The sequence below is a fragment of the Clostridium celatum genome, from assembly GCF_021412605.1.
In the GTDB taxonomy this organism is placed as follows: Bacteria; Bacillota; Clostridia; order Clostridiales; family Clostridiaceae; genus Clostridium; species Clostridium celatum.
Map to the genome: position 1 here is coordinate 1 of NZ_JAJKGM010000042.1, position 26,715 is coordinate 26,715.

Genomic DNA, 26,715 nt, shown 5'->3' on the forward strand with positions numbered 1-26,715 from the left:
TATTCCAAATCTACCAACTAATCATACAAAAAAGAGTAGATAGATTTGTTTTTTACACAAATCTATCTACTCTCCCTCCATATTCCATTTATTTTTATATTTAACCTCATATCTTCAATTTTTAAATCTTATTAAATATCTCCTGCACATATACTCTATAGTTTCTAGAAATATATCTACTTCTTTTTTTGTATTATAAATACCTAGACTTACTCTAACCATTCCTGGAATACCATTTTTACTAATATATTGTTGTAAATCATTTGTTTTTATACCAAGTACTCTTCTTGTATATGGATGTGAACAAAATCCCCCTTGCCTTACAGCTATAGCTCTTATTTCTGCAAGCCTTTCTCCAACTTCCTCATATCCCATACCCTCTATATTAAATACTATAATACCAAGCCTATCATCTATATTATCATTATCTCCATAAAGAATAACCTTATTAAATTCTTTAAGACCCTTTATTAAATACTCTAATATTTCTTTTTCATTACTCTCAATTGTTTTAAATCCTATTTTTTCAACTTCCTTCATAGCTTCTACCATAGCTATTGCCCCAAAAAGATTTGGTGTTCCTGCCTCATTTTTTTCAGGAGTATCTAACCATAACAAATGATTATCTAATACAATTTGAACTGTACCTCCTCCTTTTATATCAGGCTCTAACTTATTAAAACTATCCTTTAGTCCAACTATCGCTCCACTTCCAAATGGTGCATATATTTTATGAGCTGAATATACTAAAAAATCAATATTTTCTTCACAATCGTCACTTATCATAGAGACTTTTTTATGTGGAACTAATTGCGCACCATCTACTATTATTTTTCCACCACATCTATGAGTCAACTTAGCTATTTTTTTTATATCATTAATATATCCAGTAACGTTAGAAGCTCCTGTAACAGTAACTAATTTAACTTGTCCATTATATTTATTTAAAAGCTCTTCAAGTTCATCCATTTTCACTCTACCTTTTTCATCAGTTTCAACGTACTTTAAATTACATTTGTTTCTCCAAGGTAAATCATTAGAGTGATGTTCCATCCTTGTTGTAATTACTATATCATCACTTTTTTCAATTAATATATTAGATAACTTGTTTAATCCATCTGTAGTATTACTTACAAATATAGCTGTATATTTTTCTACTGGTGCATTAAAATATTTTAAAACATAATTCCTACATTCTTCATATAGATCACTACAATATTGTGATTTTTGCCCATCTCCTCTTGCAATTGATCCATAATACTCACTAGTTTCCAAGACTTTTTTTAAAACCCTTTTAAAAGGTGGAGTGGTCGCTGCATTATCAAAATTTATAGGAACAATTCTTCCTTTTCCATTTACAATAACCTTTTTATCCAACCCTATAAATAGTTTTCTTAAATCTTCCATATTTTCCTTATGCATAAAAAATCCCCTCCACTATAATTTATTCCTTTAGTATATTTAATGTGATTAATATACCTTATAGTCATATCATCTTACTTATAGTCATATTCTATAAAGTAACCTATGTGCCTAAAAGTCATATATTATTAATAGATTATTATTTGGAGGTTAATAATGGCATCTAATAAAAATAAAATAAACAATGACAATGATTTAAACTTTATTCCTTTAAATATAGAAAATCCTTTAGCAATAAATAATAGTTTTCCTTTAAACTATAACCTTGAGGAGATTTCTATGACTAAAACCTTTGGTACACTTTCTTTTAATTTTCCGACATTAAATCTAAGTCCACAACCTATGCCAATAACTAATACACCAATAATTGAAACTTCACCATTAACACCATATCCTAAAAATATTCCAACACTAGAACAAACTACACCAATTTCTCCTACTAATACTACTAGTGATAAAAAAAATATAAATACTACTCAAAATAATACATTTGACCTTGAGTATCCTGATGAAGATGATGATTTTTTATATTCATACAATGAATCCAGATTAAGTGATGATTATTTAGATAATTTAGTTAATCCATTAGATATATTAAAGAATTTTGATATATCATTAGATTTTGATTCTGATGTAAGAAAAGATACTTGCACTGAAAAAGAAATTGATGATATTTTTGCAATTGTTGAAAAAAATTATTCTGGAATTTTAGCAACAATGAAAGCATATAGAATCCCTTATCCTATAGCCAAATTATTAATAAAGAAAATAATTAAAATTTCTTTATTAAATTGTAAAAAGTAGGTGAGTTTAATGAATGATTTTTTAAGTTCTTTACCTAGAGTTAATTCAAACATTCGAATACTACATGCTGTAGCTAAAGCTCCAAATATTGATTTATATGTAAATGGATCATTAATAGTTAGTAATTTAGCATTTGGAAAAATTTCCAACTATACTTTATTAACACCTGGTGAATATGAATTTCAAATTTATAAAGCTGGAACTTATGATACTCCAATTTTAACTCAAAATGTAGATTTAGTACCTAATGCAAATTATACAATTTCAATTGTTACTTTATCTAATAATTTATTTCTTTTTAAATTGAAAGATGATAATGTTCCAGTAATAAAAACTCTTGCATTCCTTAGATTTATAAATTTATCTCCTAATGCTCCTTTACTTTCATTATCACTTCCTAACGGAACGGTCTTATTTAACGGAGCTGAATATTTAGAAACTACAGGCTATTATCAAGTTTCATCAGGAATTTATAATTTTGAAGTGCTTTTAGGATCTTCTGAAGTCACTGCAAAGTATATTAAAAATCTTACTTTAGATGGTAATAAATTTTATACAATTTATATAATTGGTTTATTCAATGATAAACCACCTCTAGGATATTTATTTGTTGAAGATTTAATATAAAATTTAATTATTAATAAAAATGACTAGTATGATTTTTAGTATAAATATATATTTTTTAATAATAAAGAGTTAAGCATTAAAGGTTATTTCTAAAAATAACTTTATTCCTTAACTCTTATTTTTTTTATTAACATAATGTTTGTAGTGTATTTTTTAATTTTAATATAGAGCTTTTAAAGTTTGATATGCTTTTATTATAATAGTATAATTATTATAGAAAATTTACAATTTCACTTATGCAACTTCAACAATGGAGGAAATTTATGATTATATTAAGCTGTAAAGATATATGTAAAAGTTATGGAATACGTGATGTATTAAAAGATGTTACCTTCTCAATAAACGAAGGTGATAAAGTTGGTATTATAGGTGCAAATGGAGAAGGTAAATCTACTCTTTTTAAAATAATTACTAAAGAAATATCTCAAGATTCTGGTGAGATATTTATTGATAAAAATAAAACTCTAGGTTATTTATCTCAAAACCTTGAATTAGATTCTAATAAAAATATATATGAAGAAACACTTTCTGTATTTGAAGAACTTTTAAATATAGAAGATAGATTATCTAATTTAGAAATAAAAATGAATGAGCCTTATGATGAAAATAATGCTGCTTATCATGATAAACTTATAAAAGATTATACAACACTTCAAGATTTATATTCACATAAAGGTGGATATGTATATAAAGGTGAAATTTCAAGAGTTTTAAAAGGTCTAGGATTTTTAGAAGATGATTTTTATAAAGAAATAAATACTTTAAGTGGTGGACAAAAAACAAGAATAGCTTTATGTAAACTTTTATTACGTAAGCCTGATATTATACTTTTAGACGAGCCTACTAACCACTTAGATTTAGAGGCTATAGCTTGGCTTGAAGATTATATGAAAAACTATAAAGGTACTGTTCTTGTAATATCTCATGATAGATTTTTCCTTGATTCAGTAACTAACAATACCTTTGAAGTAATTGGTGGTAAAGTTGAATGTTATAATGTTCCTTATACAAAATTTATAGATCTTAGAAAGAAAAATTATGAAGCAAAACTTAAGGCTTTCAATTTACAACAAGCGGAAATTAAAAGACAAGAAGCTATAATTGAAAAATTCCGTTCTTTTAATAGAGAAAAAAGTATTAGAGCTGCTGAAAGTAGGGAAAAAGCTCTTGATAAAATGGAAAAAATAGAAGCTCCTACTCATGAAAAAGAAGCTTCTAAAATTAAATTTGAAGCATCCATAAAAAGTGGATATGATGTTCTTCATATAGAAAACATGTCTAAATCTTATGGTGATAAAACCTTATTTAGTAACTTAGCTATGGACTTAAAACGTGGAGAAAAAGTTGCTTTAATAGGAGAAAATGGTCGTGGTAAAACTACTTTATTTAAAATTATTATGGATAAAGTAGAAGCTGATTCTGGAGTTAAAGTTTTAGGAACAAATGTAAATGTAGGATACTATGATCAAGAACAATCAAACTTAAATTTAGATAAAACTATACTTGATGAAGTTTGGGATAACTTCCCTGACATGACAACGTCAAAACTTAGAGGTGCCTTAGCTTCATTCTTATTTACTGGTGATGATGTATTTAAGGTTATAAACACTTTAAGTGGTGGAGAAAAATGTAGAATTAATTTATTAAAGCTTATGCTTTCTAAATCTAATCTTTTACTTTTAGATGAACCTACTAACCATCTTGATATTATATCAAGAGAAGCATTAGAAGATGCTATTTTAGAGTATGATGGTACTTTAATGGTTATATCACATGATAGATATTTCTTAAATAAAGTTATAGGACGTATATTTGAGCTTAAAGAAGATGGTGTAACTGAATATCTTGGTAATTATAGCTATTATGTAGAAAAAAAACTTAATCCTAGTAGATTTGAAGACTATGAAGAATTAGCTGGTGGCAAAACTAAGACTCAACTTAAGGATGAAAAGAAAAAGAAACGTGAAGCTGAAAAAGAAGCTAAAGCTATGCAACTAAAACTTAAAAACTTAGAAAAAACTATTTCTGATAAAGAAAATGAACTAACAGCTCTTCAAGAGCAACTTTGTTTAGAAGAAGTTTATTCTAATCCTAGTGAAAGTCAAAGAGTTAACTCAGAAATTAAATCTTTAGAAAATTTAATTTCTGAACTTTATGAAGAATGGGAAAGTTTAGTTTAATACCTATAATACATCCTATTAAAATTTAATATAAAAAAAATCAATTATTAAAACTTATGGTTAATTAAAAATATTACCTACTATTTTAATAATTGATTTTTTATTATTAAACAACTAAATTCCTTCCATTTTTCTTTGCATTATATAAGTTTTTATCTGCTATATCAATAAATTTTTCCATTGATTCTATTTCTTCCTCCATTGTTGCTATCCCCACGCTAACAGTGATTTTAATTTCATTTTCATCATATTTAAATATGTTATCACTGATAATATTTCTTATTCTATTAGCCAATTTTACAGCAGTTTCTTTAGATGTATTATTAAATACTAATAAAAATTCCTCTCCACCATATCTAGCAATCCAATCTAAATCTACTCTTATATTATTATTAATTAAATTTACTATTTCTTTCAAAATATAATCTCCTACTAAATGACCATAGTTATCATTAATTAATTTAAAATAATCAATATCAAGTATTGCTATAGATAAATTACTTTTATTTCTTTTAGCTAATCTCATATCAATTGGCAATCTCTCTTTTATATATCTTCTATTAAAACATTGAGTAAGATCATCTGTGACTATTAACTTATTCATCTTATTAATTTCAAAACTTATTTCTTCTGCTGTTTTTTCTTTTTCATTGACTATTATATTACAATCTGTAATATCCTTAACTGTTTCAATTACATAGCTATTATTATCTATTTTAATAGGCATTGCCATAACCCAGTATATTTTTTCACCATCAAATTCTATTTTTATAAAGCTATTATTTTCATTATAAGCTCTAATTGAAATACAATTCTTACATTGATTTTTTCTATTCCATATATTAAAGCAATTTTTATTTAAATCTTGATTTTCATTATTTTCTTTTATAATTATTTTTTCAATAGGGTCAATTATTCTAACATTATCAAACATCATATTTAAATATTCACAGTTTGAAATTGAATGTTCTTTATTTTTCGTCATATTTTACCCCCAAGTTTTGACATATTATTATATTAAAGTCATCTTTATTATATTACTTTTATTTAATATTTCAAAGTATTTAAATTATCATTCTTTGAATTAATTGTATAAAAATTATTTTTATTATAATATTTCTTTATAAAATATATAACATTATAAATTTCCTTACCTAAAATATATTAACAAAAACAGACAGAGTATTTTTACTAAACTGTAAAAATACCCTGTCTTAATAATTAAGCAGCTTCTACTACTTGTTCCTTGACATTTTCTTTTTTTATACTATTAAATATTACTTTTCTTATCATATCAACTGGAATAATTGTAAGTGCCATAAGTATTATAACAAGCCAATGACTTGGAGTAATTGGTGTACAACTAAACACTTCTCCACCAATAACTGTTAACACAACTTGAACTACTACTATAATTCCCATAACTTTTAAGAAACTCATATTTTCATTTATATGTTCAAATATATTTGTGCTTGTGCTTCTTACATTAAATCCATTAAATACTGCACAAAGAACAAACATTGAGAAATATGCAGTCATATGCTCCTCTGTATTTGTAAACATTTCTGTAAAGAATGGAAGCTTTAAGAATAAGAAACTTAATATAGTTACCCAAATACCTGCAAAGACTATTTGATTCATCATTGTGCGTGAAACTATGCTTTGAGTTCTTGATTTAGGTGCTTCTTTCATATACGTTTTAAGAGCAGGTTCTGAACCTAAAGCTAATGCACCAAGCCCATCCATAACTAAGTTAATCCAAAGTATATGAGTAATTTTAAGCGGTTCTTCAATTCCGAAGAATGGTGAAATAGCACAAACTGCAACTGCTGCAACATTTATAGTTAATTGGAATTTAATAAATTTTAATATATTATTATAAATTGTTCTTCCATATAAAATAGCATTTTCAATAGATTTAAAGTTATCATCTAATATTACTATTGATCCAGCTTCTTTTGCTACATCAGTACCACTTCCCATTGCAAATCCAACATCAGCTCTCTTTAATGCAGGAGCATCATTAACACCATCACCTGTCATACCACAAACAAGATTTAGCTCTTGAGCCAGTCTTACCATTCTTGATTTATCAGTTGGTAATGCTCTTGCAATTACTCTTAAATTAGGTATAATAGCTTTTACTTCTTCATCTGACATCTTATTTAATTCTTCTGATGTTAAAGCAACATCAGTGTTAGCTCTTAACAATCCTGCTTCTTTTGCAATAGCTACTGCAGTTTCTTTTCTATCTCCAGTAATCATTACAACTTGTACACCAGCATTTTGAACTTCTTCGATAGCTTGTTTTGCTTCTACTCTTACATCATCACGAATACCTACAAAACCTACTATTACTAAATCTTCTGGAAGCTTGTCTTCTACTAACTTGCTTTCACTATAAGCAAATGATAAAACTCTCATTGCTCTTACAGCTAATTCATCGATTTTAGCATTAATCTTGTCTTTATTAATAGCAACTACATTTCCATTTTCATCTAACATTTTTGTAGCTTTAGCAAGTAATCTTTCTGGAGCACCTTTATATACAGTTCTTCCATTTAATTGACTTGCTGAATATTTATTAGCTGAATTAAATCCTTGCGATTTTTCAACTTCTAAATTAGTCAATTTTTCCATTTCTCTTTGAGTTAAGAAATTAAGTAATGCTTTATCAGTAGCATTTCCCCCTATAACTCTACCTTCTGCATCAAACATGGCACCTGTATTTTTACCAATACAAAGCTTCATCATATCTTTTACTTTTGATCCATCTTTATAAGTATCTTTTAAGTTACCATCAAAGAATTCAACAACTTCTAATTGACCTTTAGTAATTGTCCCTGTTTTATCTGAGAATAAAATATTTAATGAACCTGCTGTCTCAATACCTATTGGCTTTCTAACAAGTACATTATTTTGTAACATCTTAGATGTATTTCTCATAAGAACAATAGCAATCATAAGAGGTAACCCCTCTGGAACTGCCATAACTACAATAACAACAGCAAGCATTATGGCTTCTAATACATCTTTAAATATTAATACTCCACCACTTGCAAAGTAATCAGAAAATCCACCTGCAACTATTACCTTATGACCAAGTAATGCTAATGCAATAACAACTGAACCAATATATCCAAACATAGAAATTTGCTCTGCAAGTTTAGTAAGCTTAACTTTTAATGGGCTTTCTACTTCATCATCAGCCATGTCCTCTGCCATAGCTCCCATCATAGTTTTCATCCCAACCTTAGTAACTTCCATAACACCTTCGCCATTAAATACTACTGCCCCTCTAAATAAAGAGTGTGAATCTACAAAAGTATCTCCTGTTACATCAGCAGTCATAGCAACCTCTTTGTAAGCCTTAGGATCATCTACTGCAATTTTTTTGCATTCTTCCGCTTCACCATTAAGTGCTGAGTTATCTACTCTTAAATCACCTTCATAAAGATATCCATCTGCTGGAATCTTATCTCCACTTTGAAGAATTACCATATCTCCTACAACTAATTCATTTACTTCTATTTCGACTACTTTTCCATCTCTATGTACCTTACATACATCTTTCTTAGTAGAATCCTTTAGTTTTCTGTATTCATTATCACTTGCAATTTCTGTTTTTGCTGAAATTCCAGTTACAAGTAATACAGAAATTGCTATACCAATTAATTCTCCAAACTCTGCATATCCCATACATGCCATAACAGCCATTATAGCAGCAATTGCTAAAAGCAATTTAATCATTGGATCATCAAAAGCACCTTTAAACTTGTCCCAAAACGTTTCAGCTTCTGCTTCATGAATAACATTATCACCATAAAGCTGTCTACTCTTTTCTACTTGTTCTTTATTAAGACCCTTTATCATTATATCCACTCCTTTTCTTCTTTTTAATTTATAAATAATAACAATATGCTATAATAAATATATTATCATCTATTATTCATTTTTAAAAAATTTTTATTGTTAAATTTTTTTAACAAAACAAATTATATTAATAACTATGATATTTAGCTAATGCTTATACTTTTTAGCTAAATATATTTTAAAGTCGGCCTAAGCCGACTTTTTTTCTTTGGTTTCTAAGTTAATCTTCTTAACTACATATAAAGTGCCAATACTCCATTTAAATCTGCAATCTTTCCTTCTCCAACAGCCTTAAATTGCCAGTCTTGACCATCTCTATATAACTCAGCAAAGATTACTGAAGTTGCTGTAGATCCATTTTCTTTTAAATTAAATCTACATAATTCTTTTCCGTTTTGATCTAAATCAACTAATCTAACATATGAATTATTTATCATACCAAAAGTTTGTCTTTTTTGCATTGCATTATGAATTGTAACAACAAATACTATTTTTTCTATACTAGGATTTATATTTTGAAGATTTATTTCTATAGTTTCATCATCACCATCTCCAGCACCAGTTCTATTATCTCCACCTAATGCAATTCCTTGCCCTTGTTTATTATTGAAAAATATTACATTTGAAACATCATTAAATTTATTATTTCTATCTAATAAAAATGCTGCTATGTCTAAATCAAAATCTGAACCATTAGTTGATATATCCCAACCTGCTCCAAGCTTTACATTTCTTAAACCTGGATTTTTCTTTGTTAAGTCTAAGATATCATTTTTATTTAAATTTAAAATCATACCTGATGTTTGATTTGTGTTATTAGTATTTCCATTTAAGTTTCCAAATCCAGTTCCTAAGTTAATTCCCATATTTAACACCTCTATTTGTACATATTTGCTAATGAAGTAACTGTTGCATGTAATAATTCTCCCTTAGCTTTAAATTGCCAACTTCCATTATTTTTTTCTAATTCAGCAAAAAGCAATGCTGTATTATCTCCGCCATCTTCTGATAGATTATATCTACAAATTTCCTTGTTTCCCTTATCTTCATTTAATAATCTAACATATGCATTCTTTACCTTTGAAAAATTTTGCTTTCTTGCTACTGCATCATATATATTCAGTGCAAAAACTACTTTATTACAATTTGCAGGTAATCTATTTAAATCTACAGATATTTTTTCATCATCTCCATCACCAGCACCTGTTCTATTATCTCCATGTAGATATATTCCTTCACCTTTTTGTGCTCCAAAATAAACAACACCATTTCTTAAAAGTTTATCATTACTATCTAATAATAATGCAATTAAATCTAAATCATAATCTGGCCCAAATCCAAATAACCCTTTTTTAGCTACATCCCAACCAGCACCTAACATAACATGTTGTAATCCTGGTTCTGCTTTAGTTAAATCTAAGATATCATTTTTTTGTAAATTTAAAACTCCAACCATATTTTTCCCTCCAACTCTTTTTTCATAAAAATTTATTACCTAAATTACATGTATAACCCTAAAATTCCATTTAAATCGGCAATCTTTCCTTCTCCGATAGCTTTAAATTGCCATTCATTAAATTCCTTAAATAGTTCTGCAAAAATTACTGAAGTAACAGTAGAACCATTTTCTTTTAAGTTAAATCTACAAATTTCTTTTTCGTTATTTTTTTCATCTAATATTCTAACATATGAATTTTCAACCATTCCAAAAGTTTGTCTCTTTGCTTGAGCTTCATGAATAGTAACTACAAAGACTATTTTTTCAACATAAGATGGAATAGCTTCTAAATCTATTCTTATTCTTTCATCATCACCTTCACCAGCACCAGTTCTATTATCACCTTCTAAGTAAATTCCTTGTCCACTCATATTGTTAAAGAAAATTACATCCGCAGGAATATTTTGAACCTTACCGTTGGCATTTAATAAAAATGCCGCTATGTCTAAATCAAACTCTTGACCAATAGTTGCCACATCCCATCCAGCACCTAAAATTACTTTTTTAAGACCTGGATTTCTTTTTGTTAAATTTAAAACATCATTTTTCTTTAAATTTAATGCATTAACACCATTATTAGATGTTGCATTCATATTTCCCATCATAGAACCTAAATTAATTCCCATTTGTGTTCCCCCTAACGCTTTTAAATGTATTTTTAATTACCTTATGTGATAAATTATACCACTTAATAAACTGTTAATCAACACTTTTTGTGGTGCAAAATAAATTTTATTTCTACTTCTTTTTTTAAGTATGTCCACTTTTTGATTTTTATTTCACTTTTATATAACTTTTTCATTTTTATTTTTCTCTAATTTAAATTTAAGAATTGAAAATTTAATTTTAATTTTCAATTCTTAATTTCTTATTTTCTTAATATATCTCTATTAAATTTTGTTTTAACTTTTCAAGATAAACTACTTTTAAAATTTATGATTTAGCTATATTCTTCTTCATACTATATTTAATTCTTTCAAGCTTAGCAGAATTTTCTACTCTTTGTGCCTTATTAGCTTCTTGAATAGCCTTTGTTTCTTCAATTCCTTTCATTATTGTTTCAAAGGACTTTTCTAAAGTTGATATAGCTACAGAACTACCTGAAGCCATTTTTGCTATTTCTACTGATTGTCTAGCTGTATTTTGAGCATTTCTCATAATAAGTTCATTTGTCTTATCATCTAGTTGTTTAATTGATTTAGCTTGTATTTCTTGTCTCTTTAAAATAACAGCTTGAGCTAAGCATTGCTTAAATATAGGTAATGTAACTATAAATGATGAATTAATCTTTCTCATTAAATTAAAGTTTGACATTTGTATAGTTTGAATCATCGGAGCTGCTTGAATAGCAACATTTTCTGCTATTTGAAGGTCATATACACGTTGCTCTAACATATCTTTACTTATTTGAAGTTTTTGAGTTAACATTTGCTTTTCCTCTGGATTCATTGAGTTATCCATTGATAATTGATTTATATATCCCTCAATTTCTTCTATAGCTAACTCCCCTGCAACTATATATTTTTCTAATAGTTGATAAAAATGAAGATTGGCATCATATAACTTCTTTAAATTTGCATTTGATTCTCTGATATCATTTTCATATTTCTTTAGTAATACATATACCTTTTCTACTTCATACCCCATAGTATCATATTTTTGGAATAACTTAGCAACACTATTACCCATTCCTTTAATAAACTTTGATAATACTGAAGGTTTTTCATTATCCTTAAGTTCTTTTACATCAAATTTATCCATTATTTTAGTTAGATTTATCAGCATTTCACTTGCTTCTTCTGATTTTACAGCCTTCATTGAGTTTAACAGTTCATCTGAAACCTTAGATATATTTTCACTTGCATTTTGCCCAAACATTATTATTGAGTTTGGATTTTGAATTTCTACTTCATTAGTAAGATCCTGAACCTCTTTCATTCCTCTTAGCCTTTGCTTATACTCAGATATATTAGCAAAATCTACTTGTTCTTGAGTCTGCATATTATTTTGCTCCATCATTCCTTGTCCTTGAAATTGCATTGTTTGTGGATTTTGATAACCATATTGTTGTCCTTGATATCCCATTTGTTGATTTTGGTATTCTCCTTGTTGTCCTTGGTAACTCATTTGCGGATTTTGGCATCCTCCTTGTTGCCCTTGATACCCCATTTGTGGATTTTGGTATCCTCCTTGTTGCCCTTGATATCCCATCTGCGGATTTTGATATCCTCCTTGTTGCCCTTGATACCCCATTTGTGAGTTATTAAACCCTTCATAATTATTATTTATATTTTCAAAATCAACATTTTGAATATTATCATCACCGAATTTTTCTCCAAACACCTTTTTTTCATCATTCATCATTCTATATCACCCTTATCCTTTATCTTTTAAATTTTCTCCTATAACTTTAAAAATAGTTATATATCTACTTTAAAAATTATTTTCAGAAATCTTTCAATTTATTAATTTTATTAAATTCTACTATATTTCTTATTTAACCTAATTCATTATTTTTTTAAAAACCTTGAAAAAACTCCTTGTTTCAGATTCATCAAATTATTGTATTTCGAATCATACTTCATAACTTGTAGTCTAAAATTATTTAAAGCTGTTTCTTTTATAACATTATTTATATTAAACAATCCTGATGGATTAAATATAACTATATCAATTCCTACTGTATGTAAATATCCTAAGAGCATTTGCATTGATTCTGCTAGTACATTTTCATCCTCAAGATAAATTACTATTTTAGGTATCTGCCCTGTAAAATCAAAATTATCTATCATTCTAACTATATTTTCATTTATACCTAACACTAATACTAAAAGTCTTAATACTTCTTCTTTATTAAGCACATTTACAAATAAATCTTTTCTACTTATAGTTTCATTAAATTTTTTAAGTAAAAAATTTTGAATATCTTCGCTATATTTTGAAAACTTATATATAGGTAGTTTTTTAATCTCTTCTATATCAAAAGAACCATCGCTTAATTGACAAAACATAAGACTGTACATATCATCTGTAAATTTTATATCTTCGGAAAAATACTTTTTATTAAAAACTAAAGTGTTTTGAGATGATACACAATATTTTACTAACTTTTGATATTCAAATTCATCATTATACATGCCATCTATTTTCTTAAAAAAGCAAGGTACTCTAACATTATTACCTTCAACCTTAAAGCCACTTCTTAACTTGCAAGGCTCATTCCAATATATATAAATATCTTCTAATATAGTATCTAACAATACACTATTGGTATATCCTTTTCTAAATTGCCAAGGTTTATACATTCCAGTGTTTGAAAACAACTGTTCTTCTATATCACTTTGAATTTGTTTAGTGATAGTTTCAAAACACTCAATTATTTTTCCTCGTTTAGCTTTTTCCTTAAATGTTTCAATAGGCAATAATCCCATACTTTTTACACATTCACTTAAACCTTCTGTTTCAATTTCATTCCACAGTTCTTCTTTTAATGGATTTATATAAATGACATCAAATCCCATTTTATAAAGCATAATTAAAAAATAGATTTCATGTCTTTGAATATTACCATAGTAAATACACTTAGGATTTATATTAGAATCATACTTTATATCTTTTACATATGAATAGCTCCATACAATAAGCTTAGTTATAAAATTATTTCTTACATTATCATTAAAGAAATTTTCCTTAGCACATGCTATAGGAATAACATAATCTAAAGCTTTAAGAAACTTAAGATTAATTTCAAAGTCATTAAAAATAGTTATATCTTGATATGCCATACTATAAACATCCATAGAAGCAAGTTCATTAAATATATATTGTATTAATTCCAGCTCTCCTGTTAATGGTATAGATCCGTCAAATATAATACACTTATCCTTTTCCTCTTCACATTTGCTTTCTAAAGTTTTTATAAAATCATCATATTTAGAACTATCTTCTACTCCTATAAATCTATAAAAATATGGCTTAAATCTTCTATATGAATCTTCTCTTTCATATATAGTTCTAAACATATAACTAGTAATATTTTTTAAATTCACAGCCATCTGTAACTTTAACCTCTTTACTTTCAAATACTAATTGCTTATATTTAAATTTTAACCTATTTCATAATTCTCTTTCAACTTTTTGCTAAATATTACATTATATTATCTTTTTTCGCATAATTTCATCTATAATTTCAACTATATCTTCAGTAGATGCAATTTTATTTTTATTAGTTATAATTGAGTTATTATGCTTAAATGCACTATGTTTTGGAAGAATTGATATTCCTCTCTTAGTGAATTCTTTATCTACTTCACTATCGCCTGATGTTATTAAATTTTTTATGTTAAATTTCTTTATAATATAGTCTACGGCAAATGATTTATCTATATTTTTATTAATTATAAATATTTTCACTTCTATTTTTATTATTTTTAAGTTTTCTTTAAAACTTTCTTTTATCTTCTCATAAAATTTTTCTGCGTCTTCTGCTGTTAAACACTTTATGGTAATATAGAAATTCTCTATACTTCTTACTTCTAATACTTTTATTTCTTCTTTAAACTTTTCACTTAACTGCCTTAAATAACTAATATCTCTATTTAAGTCATCTATATTACAAATAGCCTTCATTTTTTCATCCCAATTTTTATCTAATTCACCATTAATATAAATTTGAGCACCATTAGAACAAATAATTATTTGTGGATTATATTCTCTTATAAAATTAACTCTTAAAGTCTGATTTATATTTCTCATAGTACATGGTATAAATTTGAAATTATCTAAATTTAGTAATTTTTGAAGTTTATCATATCCTTCATTTGTCATATATGTTATTTCTTTATCACCTATAGTTTCAACACATTTATACCCTTTATTTTTAGAATGTATAATCGTTCTATCTAAATCTGTAATAAAATAAAAGCTATTCATTCTCTTTCACCCTAATTTCACTATATTTTTCTGGTTTTTCCTTTATTATAGCTATACAATTATACTTACTATCCTTATATTCTATAACATCAATTCCTTTTTCATTTGCTAATTTCATAATGTGCTCTATATTTTTATCTCGCTTATTTTTTACTAAAATAACTCTTGGATCTCTTCTTAATAAAACTCGTGCAGATTCTCCTACACTAAGCTTAATATTATTTACATTATTGACATCATATAAATTTCTTATATCATTAGTTATCTTAATTGAATACTCTTTATCTATATCTTCAAGCTTCAAAGCATCTTTATCAATATTTATATTATTAAATTCCTCAAAAATTATGTTAATAAATTGCTGTGAAAAATCTTCATCCTTTAAATAATATAAAGTTTTTGCTCCATGAAAATCACCTTCATAAATATAATTCTTATTATGAATAGTTCTACTAACTAAACCACTTATTGTTGAATTAAAACAACAAGTAGCTAGTCCAAAATCTTCCCTTGTACCACAAATTCTACATAATTTCGCTGGATCTGATATAACAGCTAATGAATTATCTATATTAGTTTTATTATTATAATTAAATTCCTTTACTGATTTATCCAATTCTCTTGTAATAGACCCTTTTCCTGTCCATCCATCAACAAATTGAATTTTAGAGTTTTTATTTTCCTTTAAAATATATTTTAAAGCGTTATTATCAATTCCTTTACCTCTTATAATTGAAATACTATAATGAGGAATATCTACATTATATTTATATTTTAAATACTTCTTAATTAAAATCCCATAAGGAGTTCCTGCTCTTGCTAATGATACTATAACCAGATTGTTACCTTTCTCACCATATATTATTTCAGCTACTTTTGCTATATAATATGCTGTTATACTCTTATCTCTTTGTAACATACTAAAAAATATTCGTTTAACACCTTCACTTGGCTTAGTTTCTTTTGAAATCATTTCTGAGTAATTAATACCTCTTCTAATTAACTCCTCTTTCTCTTCTATAGTAATTTCTTTAATTTTATCTGTTAAGTCTTTTAATAAAAATATACAATCATCTTCATAGCTATGATTCACTAACTTCATACTTGCCATCATAATTAAATCCTTACTGCTATCATATTATTTGTTAACTTTATATTTAAATCATCTTCTGTTAATAAAATTACTTTATCATATTCATTTTCTATTTTTGTTTTGTTATAAAAATAGTATTTTACCTCATTATGCTCAAATATATGTTTTTCTCTTATTGGATATCCTTCTTTGTCTTCGCAATAAATTGGACTTCTTGTTGTACTTTTAAAATAGACATCCCCCTTTAAATATGAAGCAATTCTACATGGAATATATATATTTTCACCATGACCTAATACTAAAATTTTCTTTTTATTAATTTCTTTTAAATCATTATTTACTTCACATAAATCTATTTTTTCGTTTTCTTCTTTCCATAAAAGTTTTTCAATTTCTATAGCAGTTTCTCTACATTGCTCTTCTAGTTCTTCCATTTCTTTAAATGTCACTCCAAATCTTCCTGTATCAGCTAAATAACTTTCGCCAATTGGGTTCAACCTTGTTTCAATGTTTATTCTATTTAAATTGTTAGTTCTGAATACTGCTGTTTTTTCTGTTAAAAGCTCTTCATCATTATCAATATATATCTTTTTATCATTTGTACTTATTTCTCCTGAAATTAATGATAGAACTTCAACCTTTATCTTTTCTTCACTTTCTAATCTTGTATACTCATTTTTATATTCTTTAGCTCTCCAATCTAAAATACTTAAAACAATATATTCCCTAACATTAGTAACCTTTTTTAGTTCTTTAATTATATTAATCATAGATTTACCTGTGGTTATCTCATCATCTACTAAAATTATTTTATCTGCATTAATAATCTTACTTTTATCTAATGGAAAACATTTATGAGTAGTTGCATGCGAATGTTCTTCTTCAAATTTTAAAATAGATTTTATTTCTGTTATATCCTCTCTAGTAGTTGTTATATAATAGCTATCTTTTATAGCTGAAGCTACAGCCATTCCAAGCCCTGTTGCTGTTTCTGCAAAACCTAGCACACATATCTTTTCTTTATCTTCATACGATATTTTATCATTATCTTGTCCATATACTAAACTTGCTAATTTTACACCTATTTCTTTACATATATTAGGTTTAACTTCTATATGTTTCCCTAGAACTTTACTAATAAACAAAAAATTTCTTTTACTATTATTAATTCTTTTTCCTAATACAATTAAGTCATCTAAATTAATATTGTATCTATTTTCTTTAACTTTAATATCCATACCTATAACCCCTATAACTAATATTATTAAAATTCTTTTATTTACTACATTTTTACTATTTTTAAGTATAACTATTTATTAAAGTAGTTCACTATTTTGTATACAAAACTTTATTTTCTATACCTTCTCTTAATACGCCAAAAATTTCTGCTCTATATAATATTTTTTTTGCCCAATTATAATGTGGTTTAACTTCATTCATCTTGTTTCCCCCATATCCCTTAAATACTCCTCCATCATTTGTTTCCCCTAATATATTTTGGGCATCAATATACTCTTCGTATGTAATAGCATATAATCCATTTACATACTTTATTTGACTTGGATGAATTACTGTTTTTCCACAAAATCCATTTTCCTTATCAAAATTAATTTCTTTTATTAATCCTATAACTTCTTTTGAATTCATATCTTCTGAGAAGTATTCCCATACTGGTGCTGAAATAACATAATCTTCACTTTCTCTTAAAAACATATTTAATATGTCGCTTAAACATTCACTAACAACTTTTATATTATAAATATTTGAATTGACACTTCTTCTTAACCCAAACTTCGAAGAAAAGTCAGTACCTCCAACTCTAATATTCAAAATTATATCTTTATATGAATTTATTATTTTCTTAATCTTTATTAACTCTTCCATTCTAGTTTCTTTATAAATAATTTCTTCACTTTCTAAAATTGGCATAGCATATAAAATTTCATCATATTTTACTATTAACTTTTTTACAAAGTCTAAATACCTTTGTCCATTTTCACTATTGAATTTAGGGAAAATAAACCCTGTAATATATTTAAAATGCTCTTTATTTAATTTCTCTGCAAAATTAATAAACTGATCATAATTTCTTACTCTAAAAAATATCATAGGTATATTATTTTTAATTTCTTCATTATTACATACATACTTATGTAACTTATCTAAATTGCTAATTACATTTTTTTCGAAACTTTTAACTTCATTCTCCTTCACTGCATCTTCAAAACAAATTGAGATTGCCCCAGTGCTACTAAAATATCCTGAAATTATTTTTTCAAAAAAATCTTTTCCTCCGTTCATATAGATATTTGCACCTAATGAATATTTTAGAATCTCCTTATTGGTCCATTTATTAAATTCTTTAGGTTCTTTAAAAAATAAATTTTTATCCTCTAATTTAAAATATCTCAACTTCTATTCCTACCTTTATTTATACAACATATAAATTGATTATTTTTCATTTTTTTACTTTTTAATTAATTATATCAAATTTTTTATTTTTTTTCTTGGATTTATTCCCTATAAAACAAGCACATACTAAATTATTTTTTAGTATGTGCTTATTTCTAACTATTCTGTATATTCTATTGCATTATCCTTGCACCATTTTATTGCTAATTGCTTTTCTGCATTTTCCCTATAATCATACCACTCATTCATTAATCCATTATTTTGAATAGCTTCTCTTAATTCACGAAACTTATCTTTTCCATTAACTTCACCTAATATCTTTTGTCCTAATTCTTTATTTTCTAAAGTATTACAAAACATCTCCATCATCCCATATTCATCAATCTCATCTTTATTAGGTAATTGAATATAATCACTTGGATTTTCTTTTAAATCATTTAAACTAACTATTAATTCTCTTTCCCACTCTTCAAAGCTTTCTAAATTTTTTATATCTTCGGCTTTATAACTTGAAGTGCTTGAATCTTCCTTATATATTATAACTCCAGTTTTTTTATTGTAATAATGGCTTAATAATTCTCCTTCAAACTCTATACACTCTATTAGATCACTTAAATTTACTTTCATTATTCTTACCTCTTACTAACTTACTTTCTAAAATAACTCTATATTGATTCTTACCATTTTATCATAAACATATTCTCTATACTATAGGTTTTATATTATAAAATAAAATGCCCTAAGGTATAAATCATAATTTGATTAACCTTATAGGCATTTCTTTATTATATTATGCTAATTCATTTACTAATACATCTTCTCTATTATATACTTTTTCATCAAGCATTCCTTCAGATTTTGCAACTACTACACTTGTTGCAGCATCTCCTACTACATTTAAAGAAGTTACTAACATTTCTATTGGTCTATTTATTGCAAGAATTAATGAATAAGCAAGTATTGCTGCATCATTATTATATCCCATTCCTGTTAATACTGTGAAAAGTATTATTGCTCCTGCACCTGGTGCTGCTGGAGTACCAATTGATGCTATTAATGCTAATAATGCAATAACTACTATATTACCTATTGTTACATCATATCCCGCACTTGTTGCTATAAATATTGCTGCTATAACTTGCATTATTGCTGTACCATTCATATTTATAGTCATTCCAAGTGGTAGTATAAATGATGCTATATCTTCACTAACACCTAATTCTTCAGTTGTTGTTTTAGTATTTAAAGGTAATGTTGCTGCTGAAGATGATGTTGAAAATCCAAATAATGCAACTTTCCCTATTTTCTTTACAAACTTAATCGGATTAAGTCTAGCCCCTATTGCTATAAATATTGCATATCCAAATACTAAGAATAATAATAACGCAATTACTGTTGTAACAACATATACAAGTGCTGGTTTTAAGTTATCTACACCATATATTGCAAATGTTCTTGTTATAAGTACAAATATTGCTGCTGGCCCAAACTTTGTTATTATAAAACTTAAAAATACTGTTATGATTGAATTTACTTCTTCTAATAAAGTTTTCAATACTTTTATCTTATCATCTAATGCATTAATACAAAGTCCTAATACTACTGCTACAAAAACTACTGCTAATATACTACTGTTAGTTGAAAATGCTGATAAAATATTATTTGGTATTGCTTTAACTATTATTAATAATGGATTTGTAGAACTTGCAACCCCTGCTTGAGCTGTTACATTTTCAACATTTGCTGTAAATAATCCTAAATTCTTAATTATAAATCCAATTGCTCCTGCTAATGCTAATGCAAAAACTGAAGTTGATAAAAATCCTAATATAGTCTTATATGAAATACGTCCAAGCTTCTTAGTATCACTTATTTTACACATAGCTAATGCTATTGATGTAAATACCATTGGTACTATTACTAATTGAAGTGAATTTACAAATAGTTGTCCTAAAATATAAAATATTCCTAAAGCACTTGTTGCTCCTTCTTGTGATATATCTTGGAATAAAATGTTGTTTATGCTTGTCCAAATATGTCCATTCCCATTGCCATTTAAGTTTTCTCTAAGTATTATACATCCTATACCTGCTATTAACCCTAAGATAAGAGCTGCTGCCATTTTTATGGCTAATTTGTTGCTATTGTTCATTTTTTTATTCATTTACTTACATCTCCTTATTAGTTCATTCCCTAACTTCAATAACTATATAAGGTTTTAATATACTTTTTTGAACAATATAAAAAGCCTTCCTACAAGGAAGGCTACTATAATCTTATTCAAAACAACTTTTTCTTTACATTTAAATGTATCAAATGGATTCTTAAGTATATATTAACATATTTAACTATCCATTTATAAGCATAAAGTCTATCTTACAAGTATACTATAACTTCCTTACTGATTTCTCGAATCAATTTAAAGGGATTTTTTTCTTTATGCTATCATTTAATTATTATTTTGTCAATTATTAATTTATAAATTTACTTTGAGTTTTTAACTATACTCTTATACCCTGTGTATGTTACATAGAAATATCCCCCATATACTATAACAAGTATACCTAAAGTAAATAATGCTGTTGGTCCTATATTAGGCTTTCCATATAGAGCTATAAACTTATTAACTACTGATATTCCAACAATTGAACTTACTATTGCAAGTATTAATGGCATTGCAAAATAAATTACAGTTTGAGTAAAAATAGTTTTGTTTATCATCTTTTCTGTTGCACCAATTTTCTTTAATGCTTTATATCTCTCACTACTATCACTTGCTTCTGATAATTGTTGAAGAGCAAGAACTGCTGCACTAGAAATTAAAAATACAAGTCCTAAATATAACCCTATATAAAGTAGCATTGTAGTTAAACCCTTACTAGCTTCATAAACTTGGCTTTTTGTATATCTTATCATTGGTAGATTATGAATTTCATCTTCCTCTCCTCTAGTATAACTACTACTAAATGCTCCATCACTTTTATATCCACTTAAAGAATTAAATAAATTAATCATTTCTTCTTCTTCAGCAGGATCATTAGGATTCTTATAATTCATATTCATATATTCTGCATCTAAAGTCATATCTTTAAAATCATCTGGTACTATTATAGTCAGTACATTATCTGCTATTTCAGAATTATATACTGCTTCGCTTAAATATTCTTTATTAGCAACTTTATATTCTTTTCCTTTAATATTAACCTTTGGGCTATTTTCAATAAAGTTTTTTACTGAATCTTTAGCTGATGTAAAATTAGATGTAACCAATATTTCATTATTATTTATATTTAATGGTTCTTCACCATATAAACTTCTTATTTTATTATAATCTGAAATCTTAATAGCATCGATGTATTCCCATCTTTGCTTTCCTGCATCTAAACTCTTTTTAAATTCACCTACAGCATAATCTTTTAGTATAGTATTAGCATCTATCCCCTTAATTACATAACCACTAATAAATATAGGTTCGTTATTAGTAAACTCATAATTAATTTCTTTTAATACATCCTCCATACTTTTATAAGTACTATCTTCATCTGTAAATAACTTTATTGAAGCATCATATGGAGCAATTGTTCCTTTTTCTATAGCACTTTTAAAACTTAATCCTGTTGATAAAACTACTATAGTTACAAATAACATAAGTGAAATTACTGTCATTGATACAAAGTTTGTATTTACTTTACTACTTACTTGTCTTGTAACAAAAATATTTAATTTTTTAAGATATATATTTTTACTTCTTTGAATTATAGCTAATAAGAAACCTGCAATTCCATAGAAAAAGCCTGCTGTTCCTATTATCCCAAATACTATTGAAAGTTTAAATTCTAACTTATCTGGAGCTAATCCACTTTTAGTTACTAAATAATACGCTGTACCTAAAATTATCATAGCTACAATAAATATAATTGATGAAACTATTGGATTTTTTATTTTAATATCTTCACTTTTTCTTTCTGCAGTTAACATATCAATTAATTTATACTTTGATATAATTCTTGTATTAAATATCATTAAAACCCCAAATATTAAAGTAAAATATAATACTGTTTTTAAAATAGCACTACCTGATACTATAAACTTAAATTCTGTCATTCCAACATCAAATAACTTAGCTGTAAATAATGATAAACCTTGTGATACAACTACCCCTAGTACTAAACCTGCTATAAGAGATAATATCCCTACTATTGAAGTTTCAATTAATAATATACTTGATATTTTCGCTTTTCCCATTCCTAATGTCATATAAATCCCTAATTCTTTTTTTCTCTTTTTAATTAAGAAATTATTTGCATATAGGATTAATCCTCCTAAAATAAATGATACAAATACAGAAACATATGATATTAATGTTGTTACAAGCGTCATATACTCTTCTTGACTTTTGTTAATATCTAATATTGCTTTTTGAGATTCTATTGAATTAAAGCTATAAAATATACAAACTGCAAAAGCTATTGTTAAAAAGTATATTGTATAATCTTTAAAGCTCTTTTTCACATTATTTATAGCTATTTTAGAATACATTTTCTACATCCCCTCCAAGCAATGTTACTACTTCAATTATTCTATTAAAGAACTCTCTTCTTGAATCATTTCCTCTTACTAATTCATTAAAAACTTTACCATCTTTAATGAAAAGAATCCTATGAGCATAACTTGCAGTAAAAGCATCATGAGTAACCATTAAAATTGTTGCTTCTAAGTCTTTATTTAACTTTTCAAAAGAATCTAAAAGTAATCTTGAAGATTTAGAATCTAAAGCTCCTGTTGGTTCATCAGCTAATATTAATGATGGATTTGTTACAATTGCTCTAGCTGATGCAACTCTTTGCTTTTGTCCTCCTGACATTTGATATGGATATTTATTTAAAACTTCCATTATTCCAAGATTATTAGCTATCTCTTTTATTTTTTCATCGATTTTATTTGGTTTAATTCCTTGAATAGTTAATGCTAATGCTATATTTTCGTACGCTGTTAATGTATCTAAAAGATTAAAATCCTGAAAAATAAATCCTAATTCATCTTTTCTAAAATTCTCTAATTGCTTTGATTTCATTTTAGTAATATCTTTATCATTTATTATGATATTTCCTGTAGTAACTGTATCTATTGTTGAAATGCAATTAAGTAGTGTCGTTTTACCACTTCCTGATGGACCCATTATTCCAACAAATTCTCCTTTATCAACTCTAAAGCTAATATTATCTATAGCTTTTGTTATATTATCTTTATTTCCATAATACTTTTCTATTTTTTCAACTTTTAATATATTTTTCATTTAATCTTCCCTCCAATTATTTTATCTATCTAAATTTTAAAAATAGCTATTTATTACTTTAAGTATTTGTAATCATCGCTGTCTTCATTACTTATTTTATAGTATTGTCACTAATATACATATTGAATTACATTTCAGTAATCTTACAAAATTGTAACTATAAAATAATAGGATAGATTTTACTTATTATTAATAAAAAAATACCTAAATAACATGACAAAAATGTTATTTAGGTATTTTAGGATATAGTTTATTTAAATTAACCTTAAAAATCCGTAAATTTTCCTTGCGGAAAAATTATATTTACCTTTGTTCCTATATTTTCTTTTGAGGTTAAACTCATTCCAACTCCAAGCTTATTACAAAGCTTTTTGCATAAATAAAGTCCTATTCCAGTTGATTTTCCAAACTTACGTCCATTTTCACCAGTAAAACCTTTTTCAAAAACTCTATCTATATCTCTTTCACTAATTCCAACTCCATTATCCTCTATAGTCAAAATAATATTATTTTCATTTATCTTTGAATATATTGAAACTTCTCCCTCATTACTTTTAGAAAACTTTACTGCATTTATTATAATTTGATTTATAATAAACTCTACCCATTTAGAATCGCTAAATATCCTTCCATTTATATCTTTAATATTTAATTTAATTTTTTTATTAATAAAATCCCTACTATTGGATTTCACAGCCTTCATAACAGCATCTCTCAAATCAAACTCTTTAATTATATAATCCTTACTTACATCATTACTTCTAGCATAATATAAAACTTGTTCAATAAAGCCTTCTATCCTCTTCATTTCATAATTTATTCTCTCACTTAAAACACTATTATCATTTTCCAATATAAGCTTTGCTGATGCAATTGGAGTTTTTATCTCATGAACCCAAGTTTCTATATATTCTCTATATTCACTTTGCTCATCTCTATAGTATTTAACTTGTTCATGCATTGCCTTATTGCATTCTTTTAAAACACCATTAATTATTTTTGTTTCTTGAAACTTAGCTTCTTCTATAACTTCTGGCAATAAATATTTTTTATCTAAATTCTCTACTGTGTTAATTAGATTATCTAAATACCTTTTATATTTAATAAACTCTAAAGCCATATATAGAGTTAATGGTAAAAACCATATAAAAAAAACGATAAATATTATATTTACAGGTACTTCTACTATTTTCATTAATATTGCTACTAATAAAAATATAAGTAAATTAACTATTAAAAATAACATTCTCTCTTTTATATATGTCATTATACTCATGATATTATATACCCTAGTCCTCTTCTGGTTTCTATAACATTGCTTAACCCTAGTTCATCAAGCTTTTTTCTGATTCTAGTAACATTTACTGATAAAGTATTGTCATCTATAAACATCTCACAATCCCATAAATAATTCATTAGATTTTCTCTAGATACTATATTCCCTTTATTTTTAATTAAATAAGAAAGAATTTTTAATTCATTTTTAGTTATTTCAATTGTTTTATCATTATAACTTATAGTACAATTAGCTAAATTAACTTGTATTCCATTATATTCTAAAACGTCTTGAGCACCTGAATTTTTATATACTCTTTTTAATATAGATTCAATTCTTGCAAGTAATATTTGAGTGTTATAAGGTTTAGTGACAAAATCATCTGCCCCTAAATTCATGCTCATAAGCTCATCAATATCACTATCTCTACTTGTTACTATTATTATTGGAACATCAGAAAATTTTCTAATTTCTCTACATATATAATATCCATCAAAAATAGGCAAATTAATATCTAATAATATTAAATTAGGCTTTTTCTCCTTTACACAATCTATAATATTTTCAAACTCAGTTGGTGCTTCTACTTCATATCCATATCTAGATAAAAAAATACTAAGCTCATCCCTTATTGTTTTCTCATCTTCAATAATAAAAATTTTAGTCATTTTATTTTCCTCACATATTTATCCAATTTCAAAAATTATAAAATTAAAAGCTTTGTTAATATTCTTATCTATTAATCAAAGCTTTATTAAATATTATACTACTTCTTATTTATTATATAATTAACTTTATTTAATTTACACTTCTTTTTAAGCCAAATGAAATTTTTCCTCATCATACCCAGCTAACATAACTAATCCAACTACTTTTATAACTTCTATTAATTTTTTCATTAATAATCAGCTCCCCATAATTCATGTTATGTCTTTATTATAATGTAATATATTTAAATCTCATATTTATCTTCATTACATTTAGCTTTCAAAAATGTAAGTTTTAAATTTATTATATCAACTAGCACTCCTAAAAAACTTATCCTTTATTAAGCAACTCTTAACTTTCCATTTAAAATTTAATCAAGCTTTATATAATAAAACAGGAGTATAAAATTCCTTCATACCCCTGTTCAAAATAAATAGTTTACTTAAATTTTAACTATTACTTTTTATTCTTTTTTCTACTTAAACCTAATCCACCAAGTAAAGCAATAACTCCACTGATTAATGTTCCAGCTACACCTGCTGTTCCTGTTTGTGGTAACTTTCCACTATTTGAATTTCCAGTAGTGCTTCCACT

22 protein-coding genes are annotated in these 26,715 nt (G+C 26.1%); 3 read left to right on the forward strand and 19 right to left on the reverse strand.

What is annotated here, in order from left to right; translation table 11 throughout:
- Nucleotides 1-114 precede the first annotated feature (114 nt).
- A complete protein-coding gene (locus tag LPC13_RS13895) occupies nucleotides 115-1,422 on the reverse strand; it encodes an aminotransferase class V-fold PLP-dependent enzyme (protein ID WP_005210706.1) in 1,308 nt (435 codons plus the stop codon).
- Between the two features lie 156 nt (nucleotides 1,423-1,578).
- Between LPC13_RS13895 and LPC13_RS13900 the strand changes: the two genes are divergently transcribed.
- From LPC13_RS13900 to abc-f, 3 genes are all read left to right on the forward strand, one after another.
- Nucleotides 1,579-2,226 carry a hypothetical protein gene (locus LPC13_RS13900; protein WP_005210708.1) on the forward strand — a complete coding sequence of 216 codons (648 nt, stop codon included), beginning with the start codon at nucleotides 1,579-1,581 and terminating at the stop codon, nucleotides 2,224-2,226.
- Between the two features lie 9 nt (nucleotides 2,227-2,235).
- Nucleotides 2,236-2,853 carry a DUF4397 domain-containing protein gene (locus LPC13_RS13905; RefSeq protein ID WP_195245278.1) on the forward strand — a complete coding sequence of 206 codons (618 nt, stop codon included), beginning with the start codon at nucleotides 2,236-2,238 and terminating at the stop codon, nucleotides 2,851-2,853.
- A gap of 263 nt (nucleotides 2,854-3,116) precedes the next feature.
- The gene (abc-f, locus tag LPC13_RS13910; protein ID WP_195245277.1) at nucleotides 3,117-5,033 is read left to right on the forward strand and encodes a ribosomal protection-like ABC-F family protein; all 1,917 of its coding nucleotides are present in this window, start codon (nucleotides 3,117-3,119) and stop codon (nucleotides 5,031-5,033) included.
- 106 nt (nucleotides 5,034-5,139) lie between these two features.
- Here abc-f and LPC13_RS13915 read toward each other — a convergent pair whose 3' ends face one another.
- The 18 genes from LPC13_RS13915 to LPC13_RS17190 all read right to left on the reverse strand — a co-directional run.
- Nucleotides 5,140-6,018, reverse strand: a complete 879-nt coding sequence (locus LPC13_RS13915) for a GGDEF domain-containing protein (protein WP_005210713.1) — start codon at nucleotides 6,016-6,018, stop codon at nucleotides 5,140-5,142.
- Nucleotides 6,019-6,254: 236 nt separating this feature from the next.
- Complete coding sequence (locus LPC13_RS13920) at nucleotides 6,255-8,906, reverse strand: cation-translocating P-type ATPase (RefSeq protein WP_207733701.1); 2,652 nt, start codon at nucleotides 8,904-8,906, stop codon at nucleotides 6,255-6,257.
- A gap of 233 nt (nucleotides 8,907-9,139) precedes the next feature.
- A complete protein-coding gene (locus tag LPC13_RS13925) occupies nucleotides 9,140-9,772 on the reverse strand; it encodes a TerD family protein (protein ID WP_005210717.1) in 633 nt (210 codons plus the stop codon).
- A gap of 11 nt (nucleotides 9,773-9,783) precedes the next feature.
- Nucleotides 9,784-10,362, reverse strand: coding sequence for a TerD family protein (locus LPC13_RS13930; protein ID WP_005210720.1), 579 nt, complete (start codon nucleotides 10,360-10,362; stop codon nucleotides 9,784-9,786).
- A 44-nt stretch (nucleotides 10,363-10,406) separates the two neighbouring features.
- Nucleotides 10,407-11,030, reverse strand: coding sequence for a TerD family protein (locus LPC13_RS13935; RefSeq protein WP_005210721.1), 624 nt, complete (start codon nucleotides 11,028-11,030; stop codon nucleotides 10,407-10,409).
- Nucleotides 11,031-11,337: 307 nt separating this feature from the next.
- The gene (locus LPC13_RS13940; protein WP_234088897.1) at nucleotides 11,338-12,768 is read right to left on the reverse strand and encodes a toxic anion resistance protein; all 1,431 of its coding nucleotides are present in this window, start codon (nucleotides 12,766-12,768) and stop codon (nucleotides 11,338-11,340) included.
- Nucleotides 12,769-12,914: 146 nt separating this feature from the next.
- The gene (locus LPC13_RS13945) at nucleotides 12,915-14,459 is read right to left on the reverse strand and encodes a YceG family protein (protein WP_005210724.1); all 1,545 of its coding nucleotides are present in this window, start codon (nucleotides 14,457-14,459) and stop codon (nucleotides 12,915-12,917) included.
- Nucleotides 14,460-14,556: 97 nt separating this feature from the next.
- On the reverse strand, nucleotides 14,557-15,336 hold the full coding sequence (locus LPC13_RS13950) for an HAD family hydrolase (RefSeq protein WP_005210726.1): 780 nt from the start codon (nucleotides 15,334-15,336) through the stop codon (nucleotides 14,557-14,559).
- Nucleotides 15,329-16,450, reverse strand: coding sequence for a cysteine protease StiP domain-containing protein (locus LPC13_RS13955; RefSeq protein ID WP_005210728.1), 1,122 nt, complete (start codon nucleotides 16,448-16,450; stop codon nucleotides 15,329-15,331). The genes LPC13_RS13950 and LPC13_RS13955 overlap by 8 nt, the downstream gene beginning before the upstream one ends.
- Before the next feature lie 2 nt (nucleotides 16,451-16,452).
- The gene (locus tag LPC13_RS13960; protein ID WP_005210731.1) at nucleotides 16,453-17,667 is read right to left on the reverse strand and encodes a phosphoribosyltransferase domain-containing protein; all 1,215 of its coding nucleotides are present in this window, start codon (nucleotides 17,665-17,667) and stop codon (nucleotides 16,453-16,455) included.
- A gap of 91 nt (nucleotides 17,668-17,758) precedes the next feature.
- A complete protein-coding gene (locus LPC13_RS13965) occupies nucleotides 17,759-18,841 on the reverse strand; it encodes an HpcH/HpaI aldolase/citrate lyase family protein (RefSeq protein WP_005210733.1) in 1,083 nt (360 codons plus the stop codon).
- A 159-nt stretch (nucleotides 18,842-19,000) separates the two neighbouring features.
- Nucleotides 19,001-19,468, reverse strand: a complete 468-nt coding sequence (locus tag LPC13_RS13970) for a UPF0158 family protein (protein ID WP_005210735.1) — start codon at nucleotides 19,466-19,468, stop codon at nucleotides 19,001-19,003.
- Between the two features lie 163 nt (nucleotides 19,469-19,631).
- Nucleotides 19,632-21,005, reverse strand: coding sequence for a dicarboxylate/amino acid:cation symporter (locus tag LPC13_RS13975; protein ID WP_234088898.1), 1,374 nt, complete (start codon nucleotides 21,003-21,005; stop codon nucleotides 19,632-19,634).
- A 320-nt stretch (nucleotides 21,006-21,325) separates the two neighbouring features.
- Entirely contained in the window at nucleotides 21,326-23,380 is a 2,055-nt protein-coding gene (locus LPC13_RS13980; protein ID WP_234088899.1) for an FtsX-like permease family protein, read from the reverse strand.
- Nucleotides 23,370-24,137, reverse strand: a complete 768-nt coding sequence (locus LPC13_RS13985) for an ABC transporter ATP-binding protein (protein ID WP_005210742.1) — start codon at nucleotides 24,135-24,137, stop codon at nucleotides 23,370-23,372. The genes LPC13_RS13980 and LPC13_RS13985 overlap by 11 nt, the downstream gene beginning before the upstream one ends.
- Before the next feature lie 265 nt (nucleotides 24,138-24,402).
- A complete protein-coding gene (locus LPC13_RS13990; RefSeq protein WP_005210743.1) occupies nucleotides 24,403-25,413 on the reverse strand; it encodes a sensor histidine kinase in 1,011 nt (336 codons plus the stop codon).
- Entirely contained in the window at nucleotides 25,410-26,081 is a 672-nt protein-coding gene (locus LPC13_RS13995) for a response regulator transcription factor (RefSeq protein ID WP_005210744.1), read from the reverse strand. Before LPC13_RS13995 ends, LPC13_RS13990 begins: the two co-directional genes overlap by 4 nt.
- A 496-nt stretch (nucleotides 26,082-26,577) precedes the next feature.
- Nucleotides 26,578-26,715, reverse strand: a 138-nt coding sequence (locus LPC13_RS17190; RefSeq protein ID WP_407080856.1) for an LPXTG cell wall anchor domain-containing protein, incomplete at its 5' end; no start/stop codon positions are given.